This is a genomic window from Pseudomonas sp. Pme6b (assembly GCF_058129925.1).
Genome location: NZ_CM176704.1, coordinates 2,986,250 through 3,008,140, shown reverse-complemented (window position 1 = coordinate 3,008,140; position 21,891 = coordinate 2,986,250). Strand labels below are relative to the sequence as shown.

Genomic DNA, 21,891 nt, shown 5'->3' with positions numbered 1-21,891 from the left:
TTCTTAACCTCTGCGCAGGAGCGGTCCATGATTCAGCTCACCGCTGAACACACCCCGGCGGGTACCAGCTATCTGGCTACCGGCCAAGGTCACCCCGTGGTGTTGATTCACGGGGTGGGCCTGAACAAGGAAATGTGGGGCGGCCAGATCGTTGGCCTGGCCACGAATTATCAGGTAATCGCTTATGACATGCTCGGCCATGGTGCCAGCCCGCGTCCGGACCCGGACACTGGCCTTCCGGGCTATGCCGAGCAACTTCGTGAGTTGCTGGAGCATTTGCAACTGCCCCAGGCGACGGTTGTCGGCTTCTCGATGGGCGGGCTGGTGGCCAGGGCATTCGCGCTGGAGTTTCCGAAGCTTCTCGCCGGGTTGGTGATTCTCAACAGCGTGTTCAACCGCAGCCCTGAACAGCGTGCAGGCGTCATTGCGCGCACCAGCCAGGCCGCCGAGCACGGGCCGGACGCTAACGCAGGCGAAGCTTTGTCACGCTGGTTCAGCCGTGAGTATCAGGCGGCCAACCCGGCGCAGATTGCGGCCATTCGGCAGAATCTGGCCAGTAACGATCCGCAAGGCTACCTGACTACCTACAAGCTGTTTGCTACCCAGGATATGTACCGCGCCGAAGATCTGGGCGATATTCGCGCACCGACTCTGATTGCCACTGGCGAACTTGACCCTGGATCAACGCCGGAAATGGCCCGTGAGCTGGCCATGCGCATCAGCGGTGCCGAAGTCGCGATACTGCCCGATCAACGCCATATGATGCCGGTTGAGTCGCCGCGCCTGGTCAACCAGGTGTTACTCGACTTCTTTGAAAAAACCGGTCTCGACAAATTGGCGACTGCCCACAACTCGATCAAGGGGATAGTTGCATGAGCCTTACCCGCTTTCAGATGTGCATCGACGGCCAATGGGTCGATGCGTTGTCCGGCAAGACTTTCGACAGCCTCAACCCGGCGCTGGCTGAACCGTGGGCGCAACTGCCCGACGCCGACGAAGCCGATGTCGAACGTGCTGTGCAGGCTGCTCAGAAAGCCTTCGAGGGCCCAGCGTGGCGAGGCCTTACCGCCACGGCACGCGGCAAGCTGCTGCGCAAACTGGGCGACCTGATTGCAGATAACAAAGAGCAACTGGCGCAGCTGGAAAGCCGCGACAATGGCAAGCTGATTCGCGAAACCCGTGGTCAGGTCAGTTACCTGCCGGAGTTCTTTCATTACACCGCCGGGCTGGCTGACAAGCTCGAGGGCGGCACCCTGCCCCTCGACAAGCCGGACCTGTTCGCCTACACCGTGCATGAGCCGATGGGCGTGGTCGCCGGAATCATTCCGTGGAACAGCCCGTTGTACCTGACCGCCATCAAGCTGGCCCCGGCGCTGGCGGCGGGCAATACCATCGTCCTAAAGCCATCGGAACACGCCTCGGCCACCGTGCTTGAGCTGGCGCGGCTGGCGCTTGAAGCGGGTATCCCGCCCGGCGTGGTCAACGTCATCACCGGTTACGGCCCGACAACAGGCGCTGCACTGACCCGCCACCCGCTGGTGCGCAAGATTGCCTTTACCGGTGGCGCGGCCACGGCTCGCCACGTGGTACGCAGCAGCGCCGAGAATTTCGCCAAACTGTCATTGGAACTCGGCGGAAAATCACCGAATATCATTTTCGCCGACGCCGATCTGGACAGTGCTATCAATGGTGCGGTCGCAGGCATCTATGCAGCGTCCGGGCAAAGCTGTGTTTCCGGCTCGCGACTGCTGGTGCAGGACGAAATCTACGATGAGTTCATTGAACGCCTGGCCGAGCGCGCCAGTCGTATCCGGATCGGCAATCCGCAGGATGAAACTACCGAAATGGGTCCGATGGCCACAGCCCAGCAACTGGCCGTGGTAGAAGGCCTGGTGGCGGACGCGCTGGCCGAAGGTGCACGCCTGCGTCTGGGCGGCAAGCGCCCGAGGCTGGACAGCAAAGGCTGGTTCTATGAACCTACGCTGTTCGAATGCGACCGCAACTCGATGAAAATCATGCAGGAAGAAGTGTTCGGCCCGGTGGCATCGGTGATTCGTTTCAAGGACGAAGCGGAGGCGCTGGCCATTGCCAACGACTCACAGTTCGGCCTGGCTGCCGGAATCTGGACCCGTGACCTGGGCCGTGCGCATCGCCTGGCGCGGGATATTCGCTCGGGTATCATCTGGGTCAACACCTATCGTGCCGTGTCGGCCATGGCGCCTATCGGCGGTTTCAAAAACAGCGGCTACGGCCGCGAGAGCGGGATAGACTCCGTACTGGCCTACACCGAACTGAAAACGGTGTGGATCAACCTTTCGCAGGCGCCCATGCCTGATCCATTTGTCATGCGTTAACGAGGCCGCTGCGATGATCGAACCGAGTATCTACAAAAAGTCATGGCGTCATTCCCTTCAGGCGTCACGATTGTCACCACGCTGGACCCCGAGGGCAATCTGGTCGGTATCACCGCCAGTGCGTTCAGTGCGCTGTCCATCGACCCGGCGCTGGTGCTGTTCTGCCCCAACTACGCATCGGACACTTACCCGGTGCTGCGCGACAGCAAAAAATTCGCCATTCACTTGCTGTCTGCCGACCAGCAGGTCGAAGCCTATGCGTTCGCCAGCAAGGGCAAGGACAAGACCAAAGGCATCGAGTGGCACTTGAGCGAGCTGGGCAACCCGCTGCTGGGCAAGGCAACCGCCATCATTGAATGCGAGCTGTGGCGCGAATACGACGGTGGCGATCATGCAATCATTGTCGGCGCAGTGAAAAACCTGATCCTGCCCGCTGTACCAGTCACACCAATGGTTTATCACCGCGGCAAGATGGGCGCACTGCCAGCCATCGTCTGAGGCTGCGCCGGGCGGTTTTGGTGGTTGCAGGCATCGGCGTGATAAACTCGGCCGCGACCCGGGTTCATCCGTCCGGGCCATGCAGCAGCCCGCGTGGTTCGTGGGCTGCCGACATGAGCGAGACTTTGTTTCCAGCCACGGTTTCCAGTCACGTTTTTACTTTGACAGCCCCATTCCGAGCACACCCGATGAAACGCCTGCCACTCGATGACACCTTCAAGGTCAACCGCAACCCCGTCACCCTGCGGGAGATTGTGCTGGACAAGCTGCGCAGCGCGATCATGAATTTTCAGCTGCTGCCGGGCGATCGTCTGGTCGAGCGTGATCTGTGTGACCGTCTGGGCGTCAGCCGCACCTCGGTGCGCGAGGCGCTGCGCCATCTGGAATCCGAAGGCCTGGTCGAGTTCGCCGATGCCAAGGGCCCGCGCGTTGCCATTATCACCCTGGCAGACGCGTGCGATATCTACGAGCTGCGGTGCGTACTGGAGGGCCTGATTGTTCAGCTGTTCACCCTGCGCGCCAAGCCCAAGGACATTCGCGCCCTGGAAAAAGCCCTGGAGGAAAATCGCCAGGCGCTCAAGGAAGGCGAGCTGCAGCAAGTGATCGATTCGGTTCAGGGTTTCTATGATGTGCTGCTGGAAGGCTCCGGTAATCACGTCGCCGCAACGCAGCTGCGTCAGTTGCAGGCGCGCATCAGCTATTTGCGCGCCACCTCGGTCTCCCAGGAAAACCGCCGCGGTGCGAGCAACAAGGAAATGGAACTGATGGTCGAGGCCATCAAGAGCGGCGACCCCATGGCCGCGCATCAGGCCTCGGTCGATCACGTGCGCAACGCCGCACGCGTGGCACTGGAATATTTGAAATCCAAGCAGGACGAAGACACCAAAGTCCGCGAAATCATCGCGCCCGTGGCACTCAAAGAACCCCGCATAGGGCGCTGACATGGTCACACCGCGCTTCTGCCCTCAATGCGGATGCGCTGACCTGGCTCAGCGCGTCCCCGAGGGCGATACCCACGCGCGGTTGATATGCGGCGGCTGCCAGTACATTCATTACGTCAACCCGAAGATCATTGCCGGCTGCATCATCGAGCAGGAAGGCAAATATCTGCTGTGCCAACGCGCCATACCGCCGCGCCCCGGCACCTGGACACTGCCTGCCGGGTTCATGGAAAGCGGCGAAACCACCGAGCAGGCGGCGCTGCGTGAGGTCTGGGAAGAAACCGGAGTGCTTGCCGAAATCGTCTCGCCCTACTCCATCTTCAGCGTGCCGCGGATCAGCGAAGTCTACATCGTGTTCCGTGCCATCGCCCTGGAAGTCACCGGCCAGTTCGGCCCGGAAACCCTGGACTACCAATTCTTCGCCCCTGAAGACATCCCGTGGGACAGCATCTATTACCCCGCCATCCGCCAGATACTGGAACGCTATATCGAAGAGCGTCAGGCGGGGGTGTATGGCATCTACATCGGCAACGACGACACCGGCAAGGTGCATTTTATTCGTTAAGTGCAGCTCCAGGCGAAGCAGTCCGGGCCGCACCTGGATTTTGCCTGCTGCTCAAGGCTGCCCCTCGACTATCACGATTTCGGCCTTGGCTGCGCCCTGTCGATGGCTCATGGCGTTCTGGTATTGCGGCGAGTGATAGCACGCAACTGCCTGCTCGTACGACTCGAATTCGATAATCACCGTGCGTTGTGGCGTCGCACGCCCTTCCAGCGCTTCGGAACGCCCGCCCCTCGCCAGAAATTTGCCACCAAACAACACGAACGCTGCCGGGGCACGCTGGGTGTATTCAGTGTACTGCTGAGAGTCAGTTACATCGACGTGTGCAATCCAATAAGCCTTCATCGTGATCTCACTGTTTCAATGATGGGGAATCTGTGAAATATTCTGTCTTATGGTATACCAAGACTCGTTTACCCATAAAACCGGGATACTGAACATGGCATTCGACCGCATCGAAGACATTATTGAAGACTACCGCCTGGGCAAGATGGTTTTGCTGGTTGATGACGAAGACCGGGAAAACGAAGGCGATCTGCTGCTTGCCGCTGATTGCTGTTCAGCACAGGCAATCAGCTTTATGGCCCGGGAAGCACGCGGGCTGATTTGCCTGACGCTGACCGATGAGCACTGTCAGCGTCTGGGCCTGGAGCAAATGGTGCCGAGCAAAGGCAGTGTCTTCGCCACCGCGTTCACGGTGTCCATCGAAGCGACAACGGGCGTGACCACTGGCATCAGCGCGGCAGATCGTGCGCGTACCGTTCAGGCCGCCGTCAACCCGCACGCAGTACCGGAAGACCTGGTGCAGCCGGGTCATATTTTCCCGTTACGCGCGCGTGACGGCGGTGTTCTGACCCGCGCCGGGCACACTGAAGCGGGCTGCGATCTGGCACGTATGGCTGGTTTTACCCCCGCCTCGGTGATTGTCGAGGTCATGAATGACGACGGCACAATGGCGCGTCGCCCTGATCTGGAGCTGTTCGCCGAAAAACACGGAATCCGTATCGGTACCATCGCCGACCTGATCCATTACCGGCTTAGCACCGAGCACACCATCGTCAGGATTGGGGAGCGCGACCTGCCCACGGTACACGGCACCTTCCGCCTGTTCAGCTACGAAGACCGCATCGAAGGTGGCGTACACATGGCCATGGTGATGGGTGATATCCGCCGCGACGACCCTACTCTGGTGCGCGTGCATGTGGTCGACCCGTTGCGCGACCTGGTCGGCGCCGAATACACCGGCCCGTCGAACTGGACGCTCTGGGCCGCGCTGCAACGGGTGGCGCAAGAAGGTCGCGGCGTGGTCGTGGTGCTGGCCAATCACGAGTCCTCACAGGCGTTGCTGGAGCGAATTCCGCAACTTACCCAGCCGCCGCGCCAATACACTCGCTCGCAATCGCGTATCTATTCCGAGGTCGGTACTGGCGCTCAGATCTTGCAGGATCTGGGTGTCGGCAAACTGCGCCACCTCGGCCCGCCACTGAAATACGCAGGTTTGACCGGCTACGATCTGGAAGTGATTGAAAATATTCCGTTTCCCGGCTGACCGGCAAAAGTACCACGGGCACGCCCCACGGCCTCCGCTCGGCAACCGCATGGGTTTACCGCAAAAACACTCGATGAAGGCATTTTGACAGGGCAAAACGCTTGCAGAAAGTTTGGAATACCATAATATGACATTCCATAAAAACACGATTTAGTCAGGCGCGCCCGCCAAGGGACAGCACTAATAACAGCTCCTGACCTGTACCAGGTTTCAAGGCCCATTGGACCTACTGCTCCCGATTACGCGGGCAAGAAAAGCCCGCTCAAAACACAACAAATGAGGGCGTGAAAATGGTGTTGAACAAACGTGCAGCAGCAGTTCTGGCGGCCGGCGTGCTGGCTCTCTCGAGTGTCGCCGCGAGCGCCGCCGAGAGCGTCAACTTCGTGAGCTGGGGCGGTTCCACCCAGGACTTCCAGAAAGAAGCCTGGGCAGCTCCGTTCAGCAAGGCCAGCGGGATCACGGTCGTACAGGACGGTCCCACTGACTACGGCAAACTCAAGGCCATGGTCGAAAGCGGTAACGTGCAGTGGGACGTTGTCGATGTCGAAGCCGACTTTGCCCTGCGTGCCGCCAGCGAAGGCCTGCTGGAGCCTCTGGACTTCAACACCATCAAACGCGACGAGATCGACAAGCGCTTTGTCACCGACCACGGTGCCGGTTCGTTTTTCTTCTCCTTCGTGCTTGGCTACAACGAAAGCAAAGTGGGTGCCAAACCACCCGTCGACTGGGCCGCCATGTTCGACACCAAAACCTACCCCGGCAAACGCTCGCTGTATAAATGGCCAAGCCCAGGCGTGCTTGAACTGGCCCTGCTGGCCGACGGCGTAGCCCCCGACAAGCTCTACCCGCTGGACCTCGACCGCGCCTTCAAGAAACTCGACACCATCAAGAAGGACATCGTCTGGTGGGGCGGCGGCGCACAGTCTCAACAACTGCTGGCCTCTGGCGAAGTGGCGATGGGCCAAATGTGGAACGGCCGGGTCTATGCGCTGCAACAGGACGGCGCACCGGTGGGTGTGAGCTGGAAACAAAACCTGGTCATGGCTGATTTTCTGGTCGTGCCAAAAGGCGCAAAAAACAAGGATGCCGCGATGAAATTCATCGCCAACGCAACCAGCGCCAAAGGCCAGGCAGACTTCTCCAACCTCAGTGCCTATGCCCCGGTAAACACTCAGAGCGTTGCGCGCCTGGACTCAACACTGGCACCTAACCTGCCGACCGCCCATGCTGCCGATCAAATCACTCTCGACTTCGCATACTGGGCCAAGAATGGCGCGGACATTGCGACACGGTGGAACGAATGGCTGGTCAAGTAAAAATGACAGCGGTCGCGCCTCGTCAACCCATCCCGGCCGGTGGTGCTCCGCGCACCGCCGGCGCGGCACACGACAAGGCGACGAGCATGCAGCGATCTCCTTCCCTCACTCAGCGCTGGCGTGGCAGCCGCAATCTGCTTCCGGCGCTGATCTTTCTCGGACTGTTTTTCTTCGCCCCGCTGATCGGCCTGCTGCTGCGCGGCGTGCTTGAGCCGGTGCCGGGCCTTGGCAACTACGAACAACTGTTCGCCAACTCGGCCTACTCGCGGGTGCTGCTCAATACCTTTTCCGTCGCCGGTCTGGTGACCTTGTTCAGCCTGCTGCTGGGCTTCCCGCTGGCCTGGGTCATCACCCTAATGCCGCGTGGCTGGGGACGCTGGATTCTGAACATTGTGCTGTTGTCGATGTGGACCAGCCTGCTGGCGCGCACCTACTCGTGGCTGGTGCTGTTGCAGGCGTCCGGGGTGGTCAACAAGGCGCTGATGGCGATGGGCATTATCGATCAGCCGCTGGAGATGGTGCACAACCTGACCGGTGTGGTGATCGGCATGAGCTACATCATGATTCCGTTCATCGTCCTGCCGCTGCAGGCGACCATGCAAGCCATCGATCCCATGGTGTTGCAGGCCGGCTCGATCTGCGGTGCCAGCCCATGGACCAACTTCTTCAGGGTATTCCTGCCGCTGTGCCGTCCGGGACTGTTTTCCGGGGGGCTGATGGTGTTTGTCATGTCGCTCGGTTACTACGTTACCCCGGCGCTGCTGGGTGGCGCGCAGAACATGATGCTGCCCGAATTCATCGTCCAGCAGGTGCAGTCGTTCCTCAACTGGGGGCTGGCCAGTGCCGCCGCTGCGTTGCTGGTGCTGATTACGCTGGTGCTGTTCTACTTCTACCTGAAGCTCCAGCCGGAATCGCCGGTCGGTGCCAGTAACGTGAGGTAAACCGCCATGCTCCTGACACCCAATGCCATGAGCCCCGGCCTGCGTACGGGTCTGTACCTGACCACTGGCCTGATCGCGCTGTTTCTGTTGCTGCCGATCCTGTTCATCGTCCTGCTGTCATTCGGTTCATCACAGTGGCTGGTATTTCCGCCACCCGGCTGGACACTGAAGTGGTATCAGCAGTTTTTCTCCAACCCGGACTGGATGGCCGCCGCCATGTCCAGCCTCAAGGTCGCGATTCTGACCACCATTGCCTCGGTGGCGCTGGGCCTGCCCACCGCTTTCGCGCTGGTGCGCGGCCGTTTCCCCGGGCGCGATTTTCTGTACGGCGTCTTCACCTTGCCGATGATTGTGCCGCTGGTGATTATCGCTGTTGCCGTGTACGCCCTGTTTCTCAAACTCGGTTACACCGGCACATTGTTTTCCTTCGTCGTCAGCCATGTGATCGTCGCCTTGCCGTTCACCATCATCTCGATCATCAACTCGCTGAAACTGTTCGATCAGTCCATTGAAGATGCCGCGGTAATCTGTGGCGCGTCACGCCTGCAGGCGATCTACAAAGTGACCTTTCCCGGCATCCGTCCGGGCATGATGGCTGGCGCGCTGTTCGCGTTTCTGGTCTCGTGGGACGAAGTGGTGCTGAGCGTGATGATGGCCAGCCCGACCCTGCAAACCCTTCCCGTAAAAATGTGGACCACCCTGCGTCAGGACCTGACGCCGGTCATCGCTGTTACCTCAACGCTGCTGATCGCCCTGTCGGTGCTGATCATGTTCATCGCCGCAACCCTGCGTCGCCGCAACGAAGCCAGGAGTACTTCATGAGTGCCGTGATCAAAGACCCCGCCCATCAGGATCAGAAAACGCTGGTCAGCCTGTGCAACCTGAACAAGCACTACGGTGACTTTGCCGCGGTCGACAACATTTCCCTGGATATTCAGGACGGCGAATTCCTGACCTTTCTCGGCTCCAGTGGCTCGGGCAAAAGCACCACGCTGTCAATGCTCGCCGGTTTCGAGACGCCCAGTTCGGGCGAGATTCTGGTCAGTGGCAAATCGCTGGTCAATGTGCCGCCGCACAAGCGCGACATCGGCATGGTGTTTCAGCGCTACTCGCTATTCCCGCACCTGTCGGTACGCGACAACATTGCTTTCCCGCTGGCGATCCGCAAGTTGCCTGCGGCTGAGCGCGAAAAGAAAGTCGATGCGATGCTCAAGCTCGTCCAGCTGGAAGAGTTTGCTCACCGCCGCCCTTCGCAACTGTCCGGTGGCCAGCAGCAACGAGTCGCCATTGCCAGGGCGCTGGTCTACGAGCCACGCATCCTGCTGATGGACGAGCCGCTGGGCGCACTGGACAAGAAGCTGCGTGAAGACCTGCAGGACGAACTGCGTCAGTTGCATCGCCGGCTGGGCATCACCATCGTTTACGTGACCCATGACCAGGAAGAAGCCATGCGCCTGTCACAGCGCATCGCCATTTTCAGCCATGGCAAGATCGTCGGTCTGGGCTCGGGCTATGACCTGTACCAGGATCCACCGAATGCCTTCGTCGCCTCGTTTCTCGGCAACTCGAACTTCCTCAGGCTCAAGGCTCAGGGCAATGCCGTGGCGACGTTCGAGGGCAGCACACTGGCGATTCGCCTGACCGCAGGGCTGAAGACCGATCAGGACGTGCTGTTGATGGTGCGCCCGGAGAAAGCCCAGGCGCTGAGCGTGTCCCAGGCTGCGGCCATGCCACTCGAAGCAGGCTGGAACGAGGTGAGCGCCACGGTCCATGAAGTGCTGTTCCTTGGCGAGAGCCAGACGTGCTCGGTAGTCACTGCCGGAGGTACGGCCATGACGGTCAAGGCGCTTTCCGCGAACGGCATTTCGCTCAAGGCCGGCGACCCGGTGCGCGTGCGCTGGGCCGCTGCAGACGCATGCATCTACACCGAATGGACAGACAGCGACCTGAACAAGGCAGCCGGCACCCACTGACAGTGTGTGCTGTGCCTCAGTGGTTGACCGGCGAAGGCTGCAGGGCAAGGTAGTCGCGCAGAAACTCCACCGTGACGCGGACCTTGGCCGAACTCATCAGCGGCGAGGTATGCACCGCCCAGATGTCTGCATCCTGACGGTATTCCGGCAGCATCTGAACCAGCCGACCCTCGGCCAGGTCAGTGCGCACATCCCAGAGCGAACGCAGCAACACACCGCGCCCGTCCAGGCACCACTGGCGGGCGATTTCGCCGTGGTTGGTGGACAGGCTGCCGGTTACCTTGACGGTTTCAGCGCCTTGCGGCCCATTGAGATGCCATATGCCGAACGGACGGTCGCGCTCCTTGATCACCAGGCAATCGTGGTTGGCCAGCTCACCGATACTCAATGGCACCCCATGATCTTTCAGGTAAGCGGGGCTCGCGCACAGCACGCGCCAGTTGCTGGCCAGGTGTCTTGCACGCAGGTGCGGGGCAATTTCGTTGCCGACGCGGATGTCCAGGTCGACGCCCTCCTCGATCAGGTCGACCAGCCGGTCCTGAATATCCAGACGTATATCCAGCTTCGGATAAAGCGCCGCCAGCTCCGACAAGGCAGGCGCTACGAAACGGCGACCGAAGCCCTGGCTGCTGACCACTCGCAGCAAGCCACTGGGCTCGCCGTGCAGCGCGGCAACTTCGTCGCCCATCTGCTGCACCGACTCCAGAATGCCTTTAGCCCACTCATAGACTCGCTCGCCGTCTTCGGTAATCGATACTTGCCGCGTTGAGCGGTGCAACAGCACCACGCCCATATTCTGCTCCAGCAGTTTGACCCGCTTGCTGACATAAGCAGCGGACATGCCCAGCTCATTGGCAGCACCCACGAAGCTTGAGCGTCGAGCAACGTGGATGAACACGTTCAGGTCATCAAGGTTTGGATAATTCACGATTCGTGTTTTCTCAATCCATTAATCGACTAATTATCTTTATATCGTGTGCTTATAGCATGGATGGCCTGTGTGACTCATCCCTGACAAACCGCCCGACAAGAGTGCCCGACATGAACAACAAGAAGCTGCGTATTGCTGCCATCGCCGGTGACGGCATCGGCCTTGAAGTACTGCCCGAAGGCGTACGCGTGGTTCAGGCTGCCGCCGCGAAGCACGGTCTGGAGCTGGAGTTCGAATACTTCGAATGGGCCAGCTGCGATTACTACCTGAAGCACGGCAAGATGATGCCGGACGACTGGTTTGAACAGCTCAAAGGCTTCGACTCGATCTTTTTCGGTGCCGTGGGCTGGCCGGAAAAAGTGCCAGACCACATCTCTCTCTGGGGCTCATTGCTCAAGTTTCGCCGCGAGTTCGATCAGTACGCCAACATCCGTCCGGTGCACCTGTTTCCCGGCGTGCCCTGCCCGCTGGCCAATCGCGAACCGGGCGACATTGATTTCATCGTGGTGCGGGAAAACACCGAAGGTGAATACTCGTCGCTGGGCGGGATCATGTTTGAAAACACCGAAAACGAGTTCGTGTTGCAGGAATCTGTGTTCACCCGTCGCGGTGTCGACCGTATTCTCAGGTTCGCTTTCGAGATGGCCAGCAAACGCGAGCGCAAGCACGTGACGTCCGCGACCAAATCCAACGGCATGGCGATCAGCATGCCCTATTGGGACAAGCGCACCGAGGCGATGGCCAGTCAGTACCCGGACATCAGCTGGGACAAGCAACACATCGATATTCTGTGCGCGCGCTTCGTGCTGCAACCCGAGCGCTTCGACGTCGTGGTGGCGTCCACCTGTTCGGCGATATCCTCAGCGACCTCGGCCCGGCGTGCGCTGGCACCATTGGCATTGCGCCGTCGGCCAACCTCAACCCGGAGCGTAACTTCCCGTCGCTGTTCGAACCGGTGCACGGCTCGGCGCCCGACATCTTCGGCAAGAACATCGCCAACCCGATTGCGATGATCTGGTCCGGCGCGCTGATGCTGGAATTCCTCGGCCAGGGCGATGAACGCTTCACGGCGGCTCATGACGAGATCATCACTGCTATCGAGCAAGTGATTGCCAGTGGCGACGTCACACCGGACCTGGGCGGCAAGCGTTCGACCCAGGAAGTGGGTGCAGCGATTGCCGGACGGGTATCTGCCGCGCAGTAACTGCCGGCGTTACCTCATCCGGCTTGCGGCGGTCTGGCCTGTTCTTCCAGCAACTCCACGAAGCGGGTCAGGCTGCGCGATACGGTGCCTCGACGCCAGATCAGCCAGGTGTGCAGGTAACGAAACTTTTCGGACAAGGGCCAGACACTGACTGTGGCACAACCGGGCATGCTTTCCAGCATGCTGCATGGCATCAGCGCCAACCCGGCACCGGCGCTGACGCAGGCCAGCATGCCGTGGTAAGACTCCATTTCGTGGATCTTGCCCGGCACTGCAGCGTCCTCGGTAAACCAGCGTTCGAAGTGGTGCCGGTACGAGCAGTTGGCACGAAACGCGTAGATGCTTTCACCGCTCACATCCCGCCCGCGCTTGACCGGCGTGTGGTTGAGTGGCGCGATGATGACCATTTCCTCTTCGAATACCGGCACACCCTCAAGTGATGGATGCAGCACCGGCCCGTCGACAAACGCAGCAACCAGGCGCCCGGCAAGCACACCGTCGATCATGGTGCCGGACGGCCCGGTGGACAGGTCCAGTTCGACCTTGGCGTTTTGCTGGTTGTAGACCGCCAACAGCGCAGGAATCCTCACGGCCGCCGTGCTTTCCAGCGAGCCCAGTGAAAAAGGCCCTTGCGGTTCTTCGCCAGAAACCGCCAGCCGCGCCTCCTGTATCAGGTCCAATATGCGCCGCGTGTAATCGAGAAAATTCCAGCCGGCAGGCGACAGCCGCAAACGGTGTTTTTCGCGAATGAACAGGTCTACGCCCAGATCCTGCTCCAGTTGCTTGATACGCGTCGTCAGATTCGAGGGCACGCGATGAATATGCTGAGCAGCGGCGCTGATGCTGCCGTGTTCAGCCACCGCTTTAAACATCTCCAGCTGGACCAAATCCATTTCATTCTCCAAACATGAACGATGCGATCATTATTATTCAGTTTTAGAAAGCATTGCACGCCTATATTCTGGTCCCACTTCCCACCTCAACAGGATGGCGCAATGACTACTGTCACCAGCAACACCCACGCAATCTCGATCAACCCCGCCTCAGGCGAACAGATCGGCCACTACGCCTTCGAATCCGACGCCATGCTGGATCGCAGCCTGTCGCGTGCGACGGCCGGCTTTGCAGGCTGGAAGCGCACGCCTGTCCAGCAACGTGCGCAACTGATCATCGCCATGGGCCAGGCCCTGCGCGATGACGCCGAAAACATTGCCCAGATGATCAGCCGGGAAATGGGCAAGCCCGTGACGCAGGCCAGAGGCGAAGTCGAGAAATGCGCGCAGTTATGCGATTGGTATGCAGCGCAAGGCCCGGCAATGCTGATGGCCGAGGCGACTCAGGTAGAGCATGACAAGGCACGCATCGAGTACCGTCCGCTGGGCCCTGTTCTTGCGGTGATGCCGTGGAATTTCCCGATCTGGCAAGTATTGCGCGGCGCAATTCCGACATTGCTGGCAGGCAATACCTACGTGCTCAAGCATGCACCCAACGTTATGGGTTGCGCTTACCTGATGCTCGACGCGTTCAAGCGCGCCGGTTTCCCGGAGGGCGTGTTTGAAGTCATCAACGTGGCTGCCGTGGGCGTCTCGAAGGCCATTGCCGACCCACGCATTGCGGCCGTCACGCTGACCGGTAGTGTTCGCGCTGGCCAGGCCATTGGTGCTCAGGCCGGTGCGGCGCTCAAGAAGTGCGTGCTGGAGCTGGGCGGTTCCGACCCGTTCATCGTGCTCAATGACGCAGACCTGGATCAGGCTGTGAAAGCGGCTGTCATCGGTCGTTTCCAGAACACCGGGCAGGTCTGTGCCGCGGCCAAGCGTTTGATCATCGAGCAAGGTGTGGTCGAGGAGTTCACGCGCAGGTTCGTTGAACAGACTCGCCAGTTGGTGATCGGCGATCCGTTGTCCAGCGAGACCTACATTGGTCCGATGGCACGCTTCGATCTGCGCGATGAACTGGATGCTCAGGTTCAGGACACCCTTGCCGAAGGCGCGAAACTGTTGCTGGGCGGCAAGAAGGCTGATGGCCAAGGCAACTACTACGAGCCGACCGTACTGGGCGACGTGACCGACCAGATGACTTCCTTCAGGCAGGAGCTGTTCGGTCCGGTAGCATCGATCATTACCGCCCGCGACGCGCAGCACGCTCTGGAGCTGGCCAATGACAGCGAATTCGGCCTGACCGCGACGGTCTACACACGTGATCTACAACTGGCAGAGCGCATGACCGAAGAACTGGAAACCGGTGGTGTGTTCATCAACGGCTACAGCGCTTCAGACCCGCGCGTGACGTTTGGCGGCGTGAAGAAAAGCGGCTTTGGCCGTGAACTCTCGCACTTCGGTGTACGCGAGTTCTGCAATGCACAGACCGTATGGCGCGATCGGCACTGAGGGTTGGGAAACACCAGTACACATGTCCCAGTGGGAGCGAGCTTGCTCGCGAAGGCGGACTCACATCAGCATAAATCTTTGGCGGTCATGCGGGTCTCTTCGCGAGCAAGCTCGCTCCCACAAGACCCTCTGGGTGCGTGAACTTCAACTATTGTGCGATGAATGTGCTTGTGTGGGAGTGAGCTTGCTCACGAAGAGGCCTTTACGGACAGTGGAGATCGTCAGGGCCAGACATCGCGATCATTCGTCGCCCGTTTCCACAATCGCAGGCTCACCAATCGTATAGAAATGCCCGCCCGCCACGTAATGAAGGCTGCGCCATTTCGGGTCGGCCTTTTCGAATTCCCAGTGCCCGTCGTTGAACACACGGGTGTCAGCCCAGGCGCCGATGACTTCGCCAATGAACAGGTCGTAGGTCTGTTGATTGTGCGGCTCCGGAATGACCTTGCAGATCAGCCAGGCAGAGCAACCGACAACCAGTGGCGTGACATGATCTTCAATCAGAAACAGGTCGACATTGGCTTTATCAAGCTTGTCCGGGGTGAAGACCTTGCTCTGGGTGCCGACGTCGAAGGTCATCTGCAATTGATCCAGATTGGGCACCTGCAACGCAAAATAACCGCTCTTCTCCACCAGCCCGCGGGTTTTGGTCATCTTGTCGATCACCAGTGTCACCTTGGGCGGCGAGAAATCCAGTGCACAGGCCCATGCGGCAGACATGACGTTGTGAGTGCCTTCATGACTGGAGGACACCAGCACCGTCGGGCCGTGATTGAGCAGACGGTAGGCTTTTTCCAGCTCGACAGGACGAATGTGATTGTCCACTTGAAACCCTCGAAAACATGATTCGTACCGCTACCGGCAGAGCAGCGAAATAAGGCATTCTGCGTACGCCAGCCGTACCGCATGGTGTGGCTGCACGCGACCCCTCTCACGACTCATAAGGCATCGGATTGAGCAGCATAGACAGCCAGAACCCCAAAGTGTTCGCCCTGGTACTGGCGGCAGGCCGAAGCAGGCGTTTTGGTGGCGATAAAAGACAGGCAGCATTGCCCTGTGGACGTACCTTGCTGACCGCAAGCCTTGAAAACACCGGAAACGAATTCGACTACGTGGGGCTGGTACTGCGTACGGACGATGACGCTGAGGCACTGGGTATTCCCGCACACGTAACAATCATCCGCAGCGAACATGCCGACCTGGGCATGGGCCACAGTCTCGCCAGCGGCATTGCCGCCTTAATGGACTCCGCTGCCGAGGCCGTCGCCATTCTGCTTGCAGATATGCCCTGGATAAAGCCGCAGACCCTGCGTGACCTGGCCGCAATGGCCAATCCTCAGCGCATTGCCGTGCCAATGCATGGCGGCCAGCGCGGCCATCCGGTGATCATTGGTCGGCAGTTCTGGCCGGCACTGCTGACGCTGGAAGGCGATCAGGGCGCTAAAGCCCTGATCATGAACAACTCGGAGGTGTGTGACGTACTGAATTGCGATGACCCAGGCATTCTGCGCGACGCCGACACTCCGTCAGCGCTGGCGCAAGCCTGTGCGCAATACCTTAAACCTCGGCACGACTGACACCGTTGGCCACGCGCAGGATGTCAGCCATCACCGCAATGGCGATTTCGGAAGGCGTCTTGCTGCCCAGGTTCAGGCCGATGGGGGCATGGATTCTCTCCAGCACCCTGGCATCCAGCCCGCCGATACGGCCCAGACGCTCCAGACGTTTGCTGCTGGTGCGCATCGAACCCATCGCGCCTATGTAGAAGGCCTCGGTGCGTACGGCTTCGAGCATGCTCAGATCGTCCAGTTTCGGATCATGGGTCAACGCCAGTACCGCCGTCGAACTGTGACAGCCACCTTCGGCAATGAACACCGCAGGCAATACACCGCGCACCTCGACACCCGGCATCGAAAACCCTGAGGTGACCTCGACACGCGGGTCACAGACGATGACTTCATAGCCCATCGCGACGGCAAAACTGGCGCAGAACTCCGCCACCGGCGATAGCCCGGCAAGCAGCACGCGATACACCGCCCCCATACGAATGCTGATGCGTTCGCCGTCCACCTGCACCCGCGCCTCGCCCATCGTTGCAGGCCCGATTTCTCTCTGCCCACCGCCCAACTGCACGTGCCTGCTGACCAGCTCGCGTCCGGCAAGCGCCTGCTCGATAGCCCCCAGATGTGCATCCGCTTGCGGACTCGGTGCAATGAACTCGATCAATACATCCAGCACACCACCGCACGGCAGGGCCCGCGTTGGTGCGAAGCCGCCGTCGCCGTAGCGAACGACCTGATTGACCGGCTGAAACTGCCCTGCAGCGACCCGTTCGAGAAAGTCCTCCTCCACACAGCCGCCAGACAGGGAACCGCGATGCTCACCGCTGCTCAGCCCCACCAGCATTGCCCCGGGCCCGCGTGGGGCCGAGCCGAACGTAGAGAGAACCGTGCATAGCCAGACGGCTTTGCCGCCAGCCAGCCAGTCACGAGCCTGTTGCACCACCTGCAAATCGAGCTGTTTCATTGCTACAACCCCGCCATCAGTTTTTCCTTGCTGATCGGCAGGCTGCGCACCCGTTTGCCGGTCGCGTGATACACCGCATTGGCCACGGCAGCTGCAAGCCCGGTCACACCGATTTCGCCGATGCCCCGCGCACCGAACTCACCCAGGTTGTAGTCCGGATAATCGAGCAGCAAGACGTCGATATCCGGCTGATCCGCATGCACCGGCACTACGTACTCGGCATAGTTGTTATTGACCGGCATGCCACTGCGCGGGTCATATTCACCGGCTTCGAACAACGCCATGCCGATACCCATCACGATTGCGCCTTCCACCTGATTGCGTGCTGCCAGCGGATTGACCACTTTGCCCACGTCAATGGCACTGACCACCCGCGAGACGCGCAGGCTGGAAATGCCCGGATCCCAGCGCACTTCGACGAAATGCACACCGAACGAGCGGAAGGAATACTTGCCCGCCTCCGGCATGCCGCTTTGAAAATTACCCTCAGCGCGCGACAGGCGCTGCCCCTTCAGCACGTCGACAAAGCTGGCGCGCTGTTCGCCGATCACCAGTTGCCCGTTTTCGACCTTGATCGACTCGGCGTCCTGCCCGGCGAACACCGCATCCTTGCTGACAGCGTACTGACGCAGCTTCTGCAACGCTTCACGCGTGGCCCCGGCAATCGCCGGCATTACGCTGGCCGTCACCCATGAACCACCGGAAACAGGGCCGGCCGGGAATGACGAACTGCCCAGCTCTACTTCAACACGCTCAACGGGAATGCCGGTCAACTGGCTGACGGTCTGCGCCACGATGGTGTACGTGCCGGTGCCGATATCCTGCAAGCCACACTGGGCCAGCGCCGTACCGTCAGAACGCAGAATGACCCGCGCATCGGTGGGCACCTGATAGGCTTCCCAGTTGCAGGCGCCCATGCCGTAACAATGATTTCATCACCTTCACGCATCGAGCCGATATCGGCCTTGCGCGCGTGCCAGCCGAATCGCTCGGCGGCTTTGTCGATAGCTTCCGGCAGGTGATTGCTGGACCACGGCAAGCCGACGCTCTGATCCTTGTCGGCCAGGTTCAGCTTGCGAAATACCAGCGGGTCCATGCCACTGGCCAGGGCCATCTCATCGATGGCCGACTCCAGCGCAAACAGGCCCGGTGCTGCACCCGGCGCGCGCATGGAGGTTGGCGTACCGCGGTTGATAGAGCTGATCTTGTGGCTGACCAGCACGTTGTCGCAGGCATACAGGCTTTTGGTCACGCCACCGCAGTTTTCGGTGTAATCATCCAGCATCGACGTGTTGTTGAACGACTCGTGACGGATCGACACTAGCTTGCCGCTGGCATCGGTGGCCAGACGCAAGCGCTGGCGGGTCTCAGGACGATGGCCCACGGTGGTAAACATCTGCGCGCGTGGCAACACCAGTTGCACCGGGCGACCGGTAACCCTGGCCGCGGCGCAGGCTGCCACGGAGTGCGGCCATGGCCAAAGCTTGCCGCCAAAGCCCGAGCCTATGAACGGTGCGCGCACTTCAACGCGGTCGGGCGAAAGGTCGAAAACGTTGGCCAGCAGGTTGCGGTGGTTGACCACGCCCTGAGTGCTTTCGTAAACAAACAGCTTGCCGTCCTGCCACCACGCTGTGCTGGCGTGCATCTCCATCGGGTTATGCACTTCAACCGGCGTGGTGTAAGTCTGATCGACTTTGACTTTTGCACTGTCAAACGCGCTGTCCGGCTTACCCCGGTTGTGCCCGGCACCGCCATCACGGGCACCATTGACCCGCATGCCTTGGTCAAGGTCCTTGACCGCCGGGCGCTCGTCATACTCGACCGTCACGTGGTGGGCAGCCGCCCTCGCCTGCTCGAAGCTTTCGGCCACCACCAGAGCGACAAACTGGCCAGGGTAATAGACCCGGTCATCCTCGAACGGCAGGCGATGCTCGTCCGCCTTGCTGGCCGAAAGCATCTTGGCGAAGCTCAGCTTGGTGTTCGGAGTACGGTGCAAAGCAGGAAAATTGCCATGATGGAAGATATCGACAACGCCAGGCATCGCCTTGGCCTGCTGATCCTTTACGGCAACCACGCGCCCGTTGGCGATGGTGCTGTAGACGCCATAGGCATACAGCATCTTGCCCATCGGATGGTCTGCGGCATAGCGCGCCTGACCACTGACTTTCTTGCCGCCGTCGATACGACGCTGCGGCACACCAATGATGTTTTCGCTCATGAGAGATTCCTAGGCCGTGAGGTCACGAAGATTGCGGACAATGACCTGCTGACCCAGCGGGATCTTGAAGGCGTTATGTTCATAGGCCCGGGAGCCCTTCATCGCCAGCGCTGCGACCCGCGCAAAGGTGTCCATGTCAGCACGCTGACCGATCAGTGCACGTTCAGCCTCCACGGCCCGCCACGGCTTGGTACCCACGCCACCCAGCGCGATACGCGCATCGGTGATTCGCCTGCCGTCCATCACCAGAATCACTGCACTGGACGCCAGGGCAAACTGGTAAGAGGTACGGTCGCGCAGCTTGAGATAAGAAGAACGACCACCTGCCAGCGGTGCATCCAGCGTCACGTGGGTGATCAGCTCGTGGGCCGCCAGCGCAGTTTCACGCTGCGGCGTATCACCGGGCAGCAGATGAAAGTCGGCAAAAGGAATATCTCGCGAACCATTGGCCCCCTGAACGGTTACCTGCCCGCCGATGGCCGCCATGCCGACACACATGTCCGAAGGATGCGTTGCAATGCAGTGATCGCTGGTGCCCAGCACCGCATGCACACTGCGGTTCATGCCGCCGATAGCCGCACAACCGGAGCCCGGCTGGCGCTTGTTGCAGGCTGAAATACCATCGCGGAAATACGGGCAGCGCACCCGCTGCATGACATTGCCAGCGGTGGTGGCCTTATTGCGCAACTGGGTCGAAGCACCTGCCAGAATCGCTTCGGACAACACCGGATAGCGCTGCTGCACCAGTGGATGCCTGGCCAGATCAGTGTTGCTCACCAGCGCGCCGATGCGCAGACGCCCATCGGGCAGCGACTCGACCTGTTTCAACGCCAGATGATTGATGTCCACCAGTTGCTGCGGTTGCATCACATCCAGCTTGACCAGATCAAGCAACGTGGTGCCACCTGCCAGATAGAAGCGCTGCCCCTCACCCGACGCAGTGCTGAATGCCTGCGCGGGCGATGCAGCCCGAGCGTAATCGAACGTTCGCATCAGGCAGCTCCTCCCATCTTCGAACGCGCAGACTGCACGGCCGAGAGAATGTTCTTGTAGGCACCGCAGCGGCAGATATTGCCGCCCATGGCTTCTCTGACGCTGGCGTCATCGGAAGGGATGTTCGGGTCCTGGAGAATCGCGACCGCGCTCATTATCTGTCCAGACGTGCAATAACCGCATTGATAGGCATCGTGCTCCCAGAAGGCTTCCTGTACCGGGTGCAGCTTGCCGTTCTCGGCCAGGCCTTCGATGGTGATGATGCTGTCGCCCTGATGCTGGACGGCAATGGAAAGGCAGGAATTGATCGCTACGCCATTGACCAGCAGCGTGCAAGCACCGCACTGGCCATGGTCGCAGCCTTTTTTGGTGCCCGTCAGTTGCAGGCGGTCACGCAGCACGTCGAGCAGAACGGCGTTGGCCGGCACGTTCAGGGTATGAACCTGGCCATTGACCTTCAACTGGATGCGCTGCTCGCCCGCTGCAGGCGCGTCACTGTCTTCGATTACAGGAGCCGCCGGGGCTGCCTGCAGCATGCCGTCGGAGGGTATCCAGGTAGACAGCGTGGCCGCAGCAATGCCGGAAGCACCGAACTTCAAAAAGTTTCGGCGCGAAGGCTGCACGGCACTGCTGTCCACAGCAGAATCCTTGTGCTTTTTGGGTTCACTCATCAGGGTCACTCGGTAATAGCCGACGCTGCTGTAAAGCGCCGGGCGTTATTGTCTGGTCAGCGGCCTGGGCGTACTCCTGCTCAACGGCGTGCTGCCTTGATCTTTCATCGGGCTTTCATGGGTGATCAGAGCCAAAACGCTATCACCGATTAAGTGTTTAACTGGCCAGCGCTGGTAAAGTTCCAACTGTTTGACGGGCGTCTGCATCCGGAGATTGCAGCCACCACACATCAGAGTCGTGTATTGACACTAGCAGGTGGTCGGGATGCTGATTAGCCAGGCAAATCCACACACCCTTGTGAAACTGGCTCATGAATGCCGTGCGGCAGTTAAAAATGTGCGCGGGCGACGGGGTCTGGCGGATTGCCACATTCTGGCAAGCGGCTAAAGACCCGCGCATAAACGACGATATAGATGGGGGGCAGGCTGTGAAGCGTCTAAATCAAAGCATTCGCGCCCGATTTGATGATGGCATCTCGCAACCGAGGTGCACATTATGCGAAAATGCCGCGTCTTTGCCGGTATGCCACCGTGGGAATGTCGCAGCACGCGTGCATTAAATTGCACATCAGGCGTGCCTCCATGCCCCGATGCGGCGTCTCAGACTCCGTGAACAGGCTGACCAGGTGTGTTTTCTGGAGGATGCCGAGGGGTGATATTCCCGGGCGTCACCGCACACCAACAGAGCAAATGTCACTCATGACGCTGAATCCAATGATGATAAGAAGTCAGCGCAGCAGGACATAAATTGAGGTCTCGAGCGGTATTATATTGGCCTTGTATGTCCACCTCTAGTCCCTGTGGGTGCGAGCGTTTGTCGCAGGCTT

The 21,891-nt window shown here is 60.0% G+C and carries 18 protein-coding genes and 3 pseudogenes; 13 read left to right on the top strand and 8 right to left on the bottom strand.

The genetic code is table 11. The features are described from left to right. Window positions 1–27: 27 nt before the first annotated feature. The 5 genes and pseudogenes from AC4ANE_RS13655 (at window position 28) to AC4ANE_RS13635 (ending at window position 4,358) form a co-directional block, all read left to right on the top strand. Window positions 28–876 carry an alpha/beta fold hydrolase gene (locus AC4ANE_RS13655; RefSeq protein WP_002553608.1) on the top strand — a complete coding sequence of 283 codons (849 nt, stop codon included), beginning with the start codon at window positions 28–30 and terminating at the stop codon, window positions 874–876. Beyond that, the gene (locus tag AC4ANE_RS13650) at window positions 873–2,354 is read left to right on the top strand and encodes an aldehyde dehydrogenase (protein ID WP_002553607.1); all 1,482 of its coding nucleotides are present in this window, start codon (window positions 873–875) and stop codon (window positions 2,352–2,354) included. Before AC4ANE_RS13655 ends, AC4ANE_RS13650 begins: the two co-directional genes overlap by 4 nt. A 13-nt stretch (window positions 2,355–2,367) precedes the next feature. Further along, window positions 2,368–2,852: pseudogene (locus AC4ANE_RS13645) on the top strand (flavin reductase family protein). 188 nt (window positions 2,853–3,040) lie between these two features. Further along, window positions 3,041–3,793, top strand: coding sequence for a GntR family transcriptional regulator (locus tag AC4ANE_RS13640; protein WP_002553605.1), 753 nt, complete (start codon window positions 3,041–3,043; stop codon window positions 3,791–3,793). 1 nt (window position 3,794) lies between these two features. After that, a complete protein-coding gene (locus tag AC4ANE_RS13635; protein ID WP_002553604.1) occupies window positions 3,795–4,358 on the top strand; it encodes an NUDIX hydrolase in 564 nt (187 codons plus the stop codon). Window positions 4,359–4,409: 51 nt separating this feature from the next. Here AC4ANE_RS13635 and AC4ANE_RS13630 read toward each other — a convergent pair whose 3' ends face one another. Beyond that, window positions 4,410–4,700 (bottom strand): DUF1330 domain-containing protein, encoded by a 291-nt coding sequence (locus AC4ANE_RS13630; RefSeq protein ID WP_031595592.1) that lies wholly within the window; start codon window positions 4,698–4,700, stop codon window positions 4,410–4,412. Window positions 4,701–4,794: 94 nt separating this feature from the next. Between AC4ANE_RS13630 and ribBA the strand changes: the two genes are divergently transcribed. From ribBA to AC4ANE_RS13605, 5 genes are all read left to right on the top strand, one after another. Continuing rightward, window positions 4,795–5,904, top strand: coding sequence for a bifunctional 3,4-dihydroxy-2-butanone-4-phosphate synthase/GTP cyclohydrolase II (ribBA, locus tag AC4ANE_RS13625; protein ID WP_002553603.1), 1,110 nt, complete (start codon window positions 4,795–4,797; stop codon window positions 5,902–5,904). 290 nt (window positions 5,905–6,194) lie between these two features. After that, the gene (locus tag AC4ANE_RS13620; RefSeq protein ID WP_002553602.1) at window positions 6,195–7,220 is read left to right on the top strand and encodes an ABC transporter substrate-binding protein; all 1,026 of its coding nucleotides are present in this window, start codon (window positions 6,195–6,197) and stop codon (window positions 7,218–7,220) included. Further along, window positions 7,205–8,161, top strand: coding sequence for an ABC transporter permease (locus AC4ANE_RS13615; RefSeq protein WP_031595590.1), 957 nt, complete (start codon window positions 7,205–7,207; stop codon window positions 8,159–8,161). The genes AC4ANE_RS13620 and AC4ANE_RS13615 overlap by 16 nt, the downstream gene beginning before the upstream one ends. A 6-nt stretch (window positions 8,162–8,167) precedes the next feature. Next, entirely contained in the window at window positions 8,168–8,983 is an 816-nt protein-coding gene (locus AC4ANE_RS13610; protein WP_031595588.1) for an ABC transporter permease, read from the top strand. Next, on the top strand, window positions 8,980–10,134 hold the full coding sequence (locus AC4ANE_RS13605; protein WP_002553599.1) for an ABC transporter ATP-binding protein: 1,155 nt from the start codon (window positions 8,980–8,982) through the stop codon (window positions 10,132–10,134). The genes AC4ANE_RS13610 and AC4ANE_RS13605 overlap by 4 nt, the downstream gene beginning before the upstream one ends. Before the next feature lie 16 nt (window positions 10,135–10,150). Here AC4ANE_RS13605 and AC4ANE_RS13600 read toward each other — a convergent pair whose 3' ends face one another. Beyond that, window positions 10,151–11,062 (bottom strand): LysR substrate-binding domain-containing protein, encoded by a 912-nt coding sequence (locus AC4ANE_RS13600; protein WP_002553598.1) that lies wholly within the window; start codon window positions 11,060–11,062, stop codon window positions 10,151–10,153. 113 nt (window positions 11,063–11,175) lie between these two features. Between AC4ANE_RS13600 and AC4ANE_RS13595 the strand changes: the two are divergent. Beyond that, window positions 11,176–12,269: pseudogene (locus AC4ANE_RS13595) on the top strand (tartrate dehydrogenase). Window positions 12,270–12,283: 14 nt separating this feature from the next. On the opposite strand, the gene ptrR reads toward AC4ANE_RS13595, so the two are convergent. Beyond that, on the bottom strand, window positions 12,284–13,162 hold the full coding sequence (gene ptrR, locus AC4ANE_RS13590; protein WP_002553597.1) for a putrescine utilization regulator PtrR: 879 nt from the start codon (window positions 13,160–13,162) through the stop codon (window positions 12,284–12,286). Window positions 13,163–13,264: 102 nt separating this feature from the next. Between ptrR and AC4ANE_RS13585 the strand changes: the two genes are divergently transcribed. Then, window positions 13,265–14,656: an aldehyde dehydrogenase family protein gene (locus AC4ANE_RS13585; protein WP_002553596.1), complete on the top strand. Its 1,392-nt coding sequence runs from the start codon at window positions 13,265–13,267 to the stop codon at window positions 14,654–14,656. 240 nt (window positions 14,657–14,896) lie between these two features. On the opposite strand, the gene AC4ANE_RS13580 is transcribed toward AC4ANE_RS13585, so the two are convergent. Continuing rightward, complete coding sequence (locus AC4ANE_RS13580) at window positions 14,897–15,481, bottom strand: flavin reductase family protein (protein WP_002553595.1); 585 nt, start codon at window positions 15,479–15,481, stop codon at window positions 14,897–14,899. A 128-nt stretch (window positions 15,482–15,609) separates the two neighbouring features. Between AC4ANE_RS13580 and AC4ANE_RS13575 the strand changes: the two genes are divergently transcribed. Then, entirely contained in the window at window positions 15,610–16,233 is a 624-nt protein-coding gene (locus AC4ANE_RS13575; protein WP_002553594.1) for a nucleotidyltransferase family protein, read from the top strand. Here AC4ANE_RS13575 and AC4ANE_RS13570 read toward each other — a convergent pair. The 4 genes and pseudogenes from AC4ANE_RS13570 to AC4ANE_RS13555 form a co-directional block, all read right to left on the bottom strand. Beyond that, window positions 16,214–17,182, bottom strand: a complete 969-nt coding sequence (locus tag AC4ANE_RS13570; RefSeq protein ID WP_002553593.1) for an XdhC family protein — start codon at window positions 17,180–17,182, stop codon at window positions 16,214–16,216. The genes AC4ANE_RS13575 and AC4ANE_RS13570 overlap by 20 nt on opposite strands. A 2-nt stretch (window positions 17,183–17,184) precedes the next feature. After that, window positions 17,185–19,400, bottom strand: a pseudogene (locus AC4ANE_RS13565) (xanthine dehydrogenase family protein molybdopterin-binding subunit). Between the two features lie 9 nt (window positions 19,401–19,409). Next, window positions 19,410–20,393: an FAD binding domain-containing protein gene (locus AC4ANE_RS13560; RefSeq protein ID WP_002553591.1), complete on the bottom strand. Its 984-nt coding sequence runs from the start codon at window positions 20,391–20,393 to the stop codon at window positions 19,410–19,412. After that, on the bottom strand, window positions 20,393–21,064 hold the full coding sequence (locus AC4ANE_RS13555; protein ID WP_002553590.1) for a (2Fe-2S)-binding protein: 672 nt from the start codon (window positions 21,062–21,064) through the stop codon (window positions 20,393–20,395). The genes AC4ANE_RS13560 and AC4ANE_RS13555 overlap by 1 nt, the downstream gene beginning before the upstream one ends. Between the last annotated feature and the right edge of the window lie 827 nt (window positions 21,065–21,891).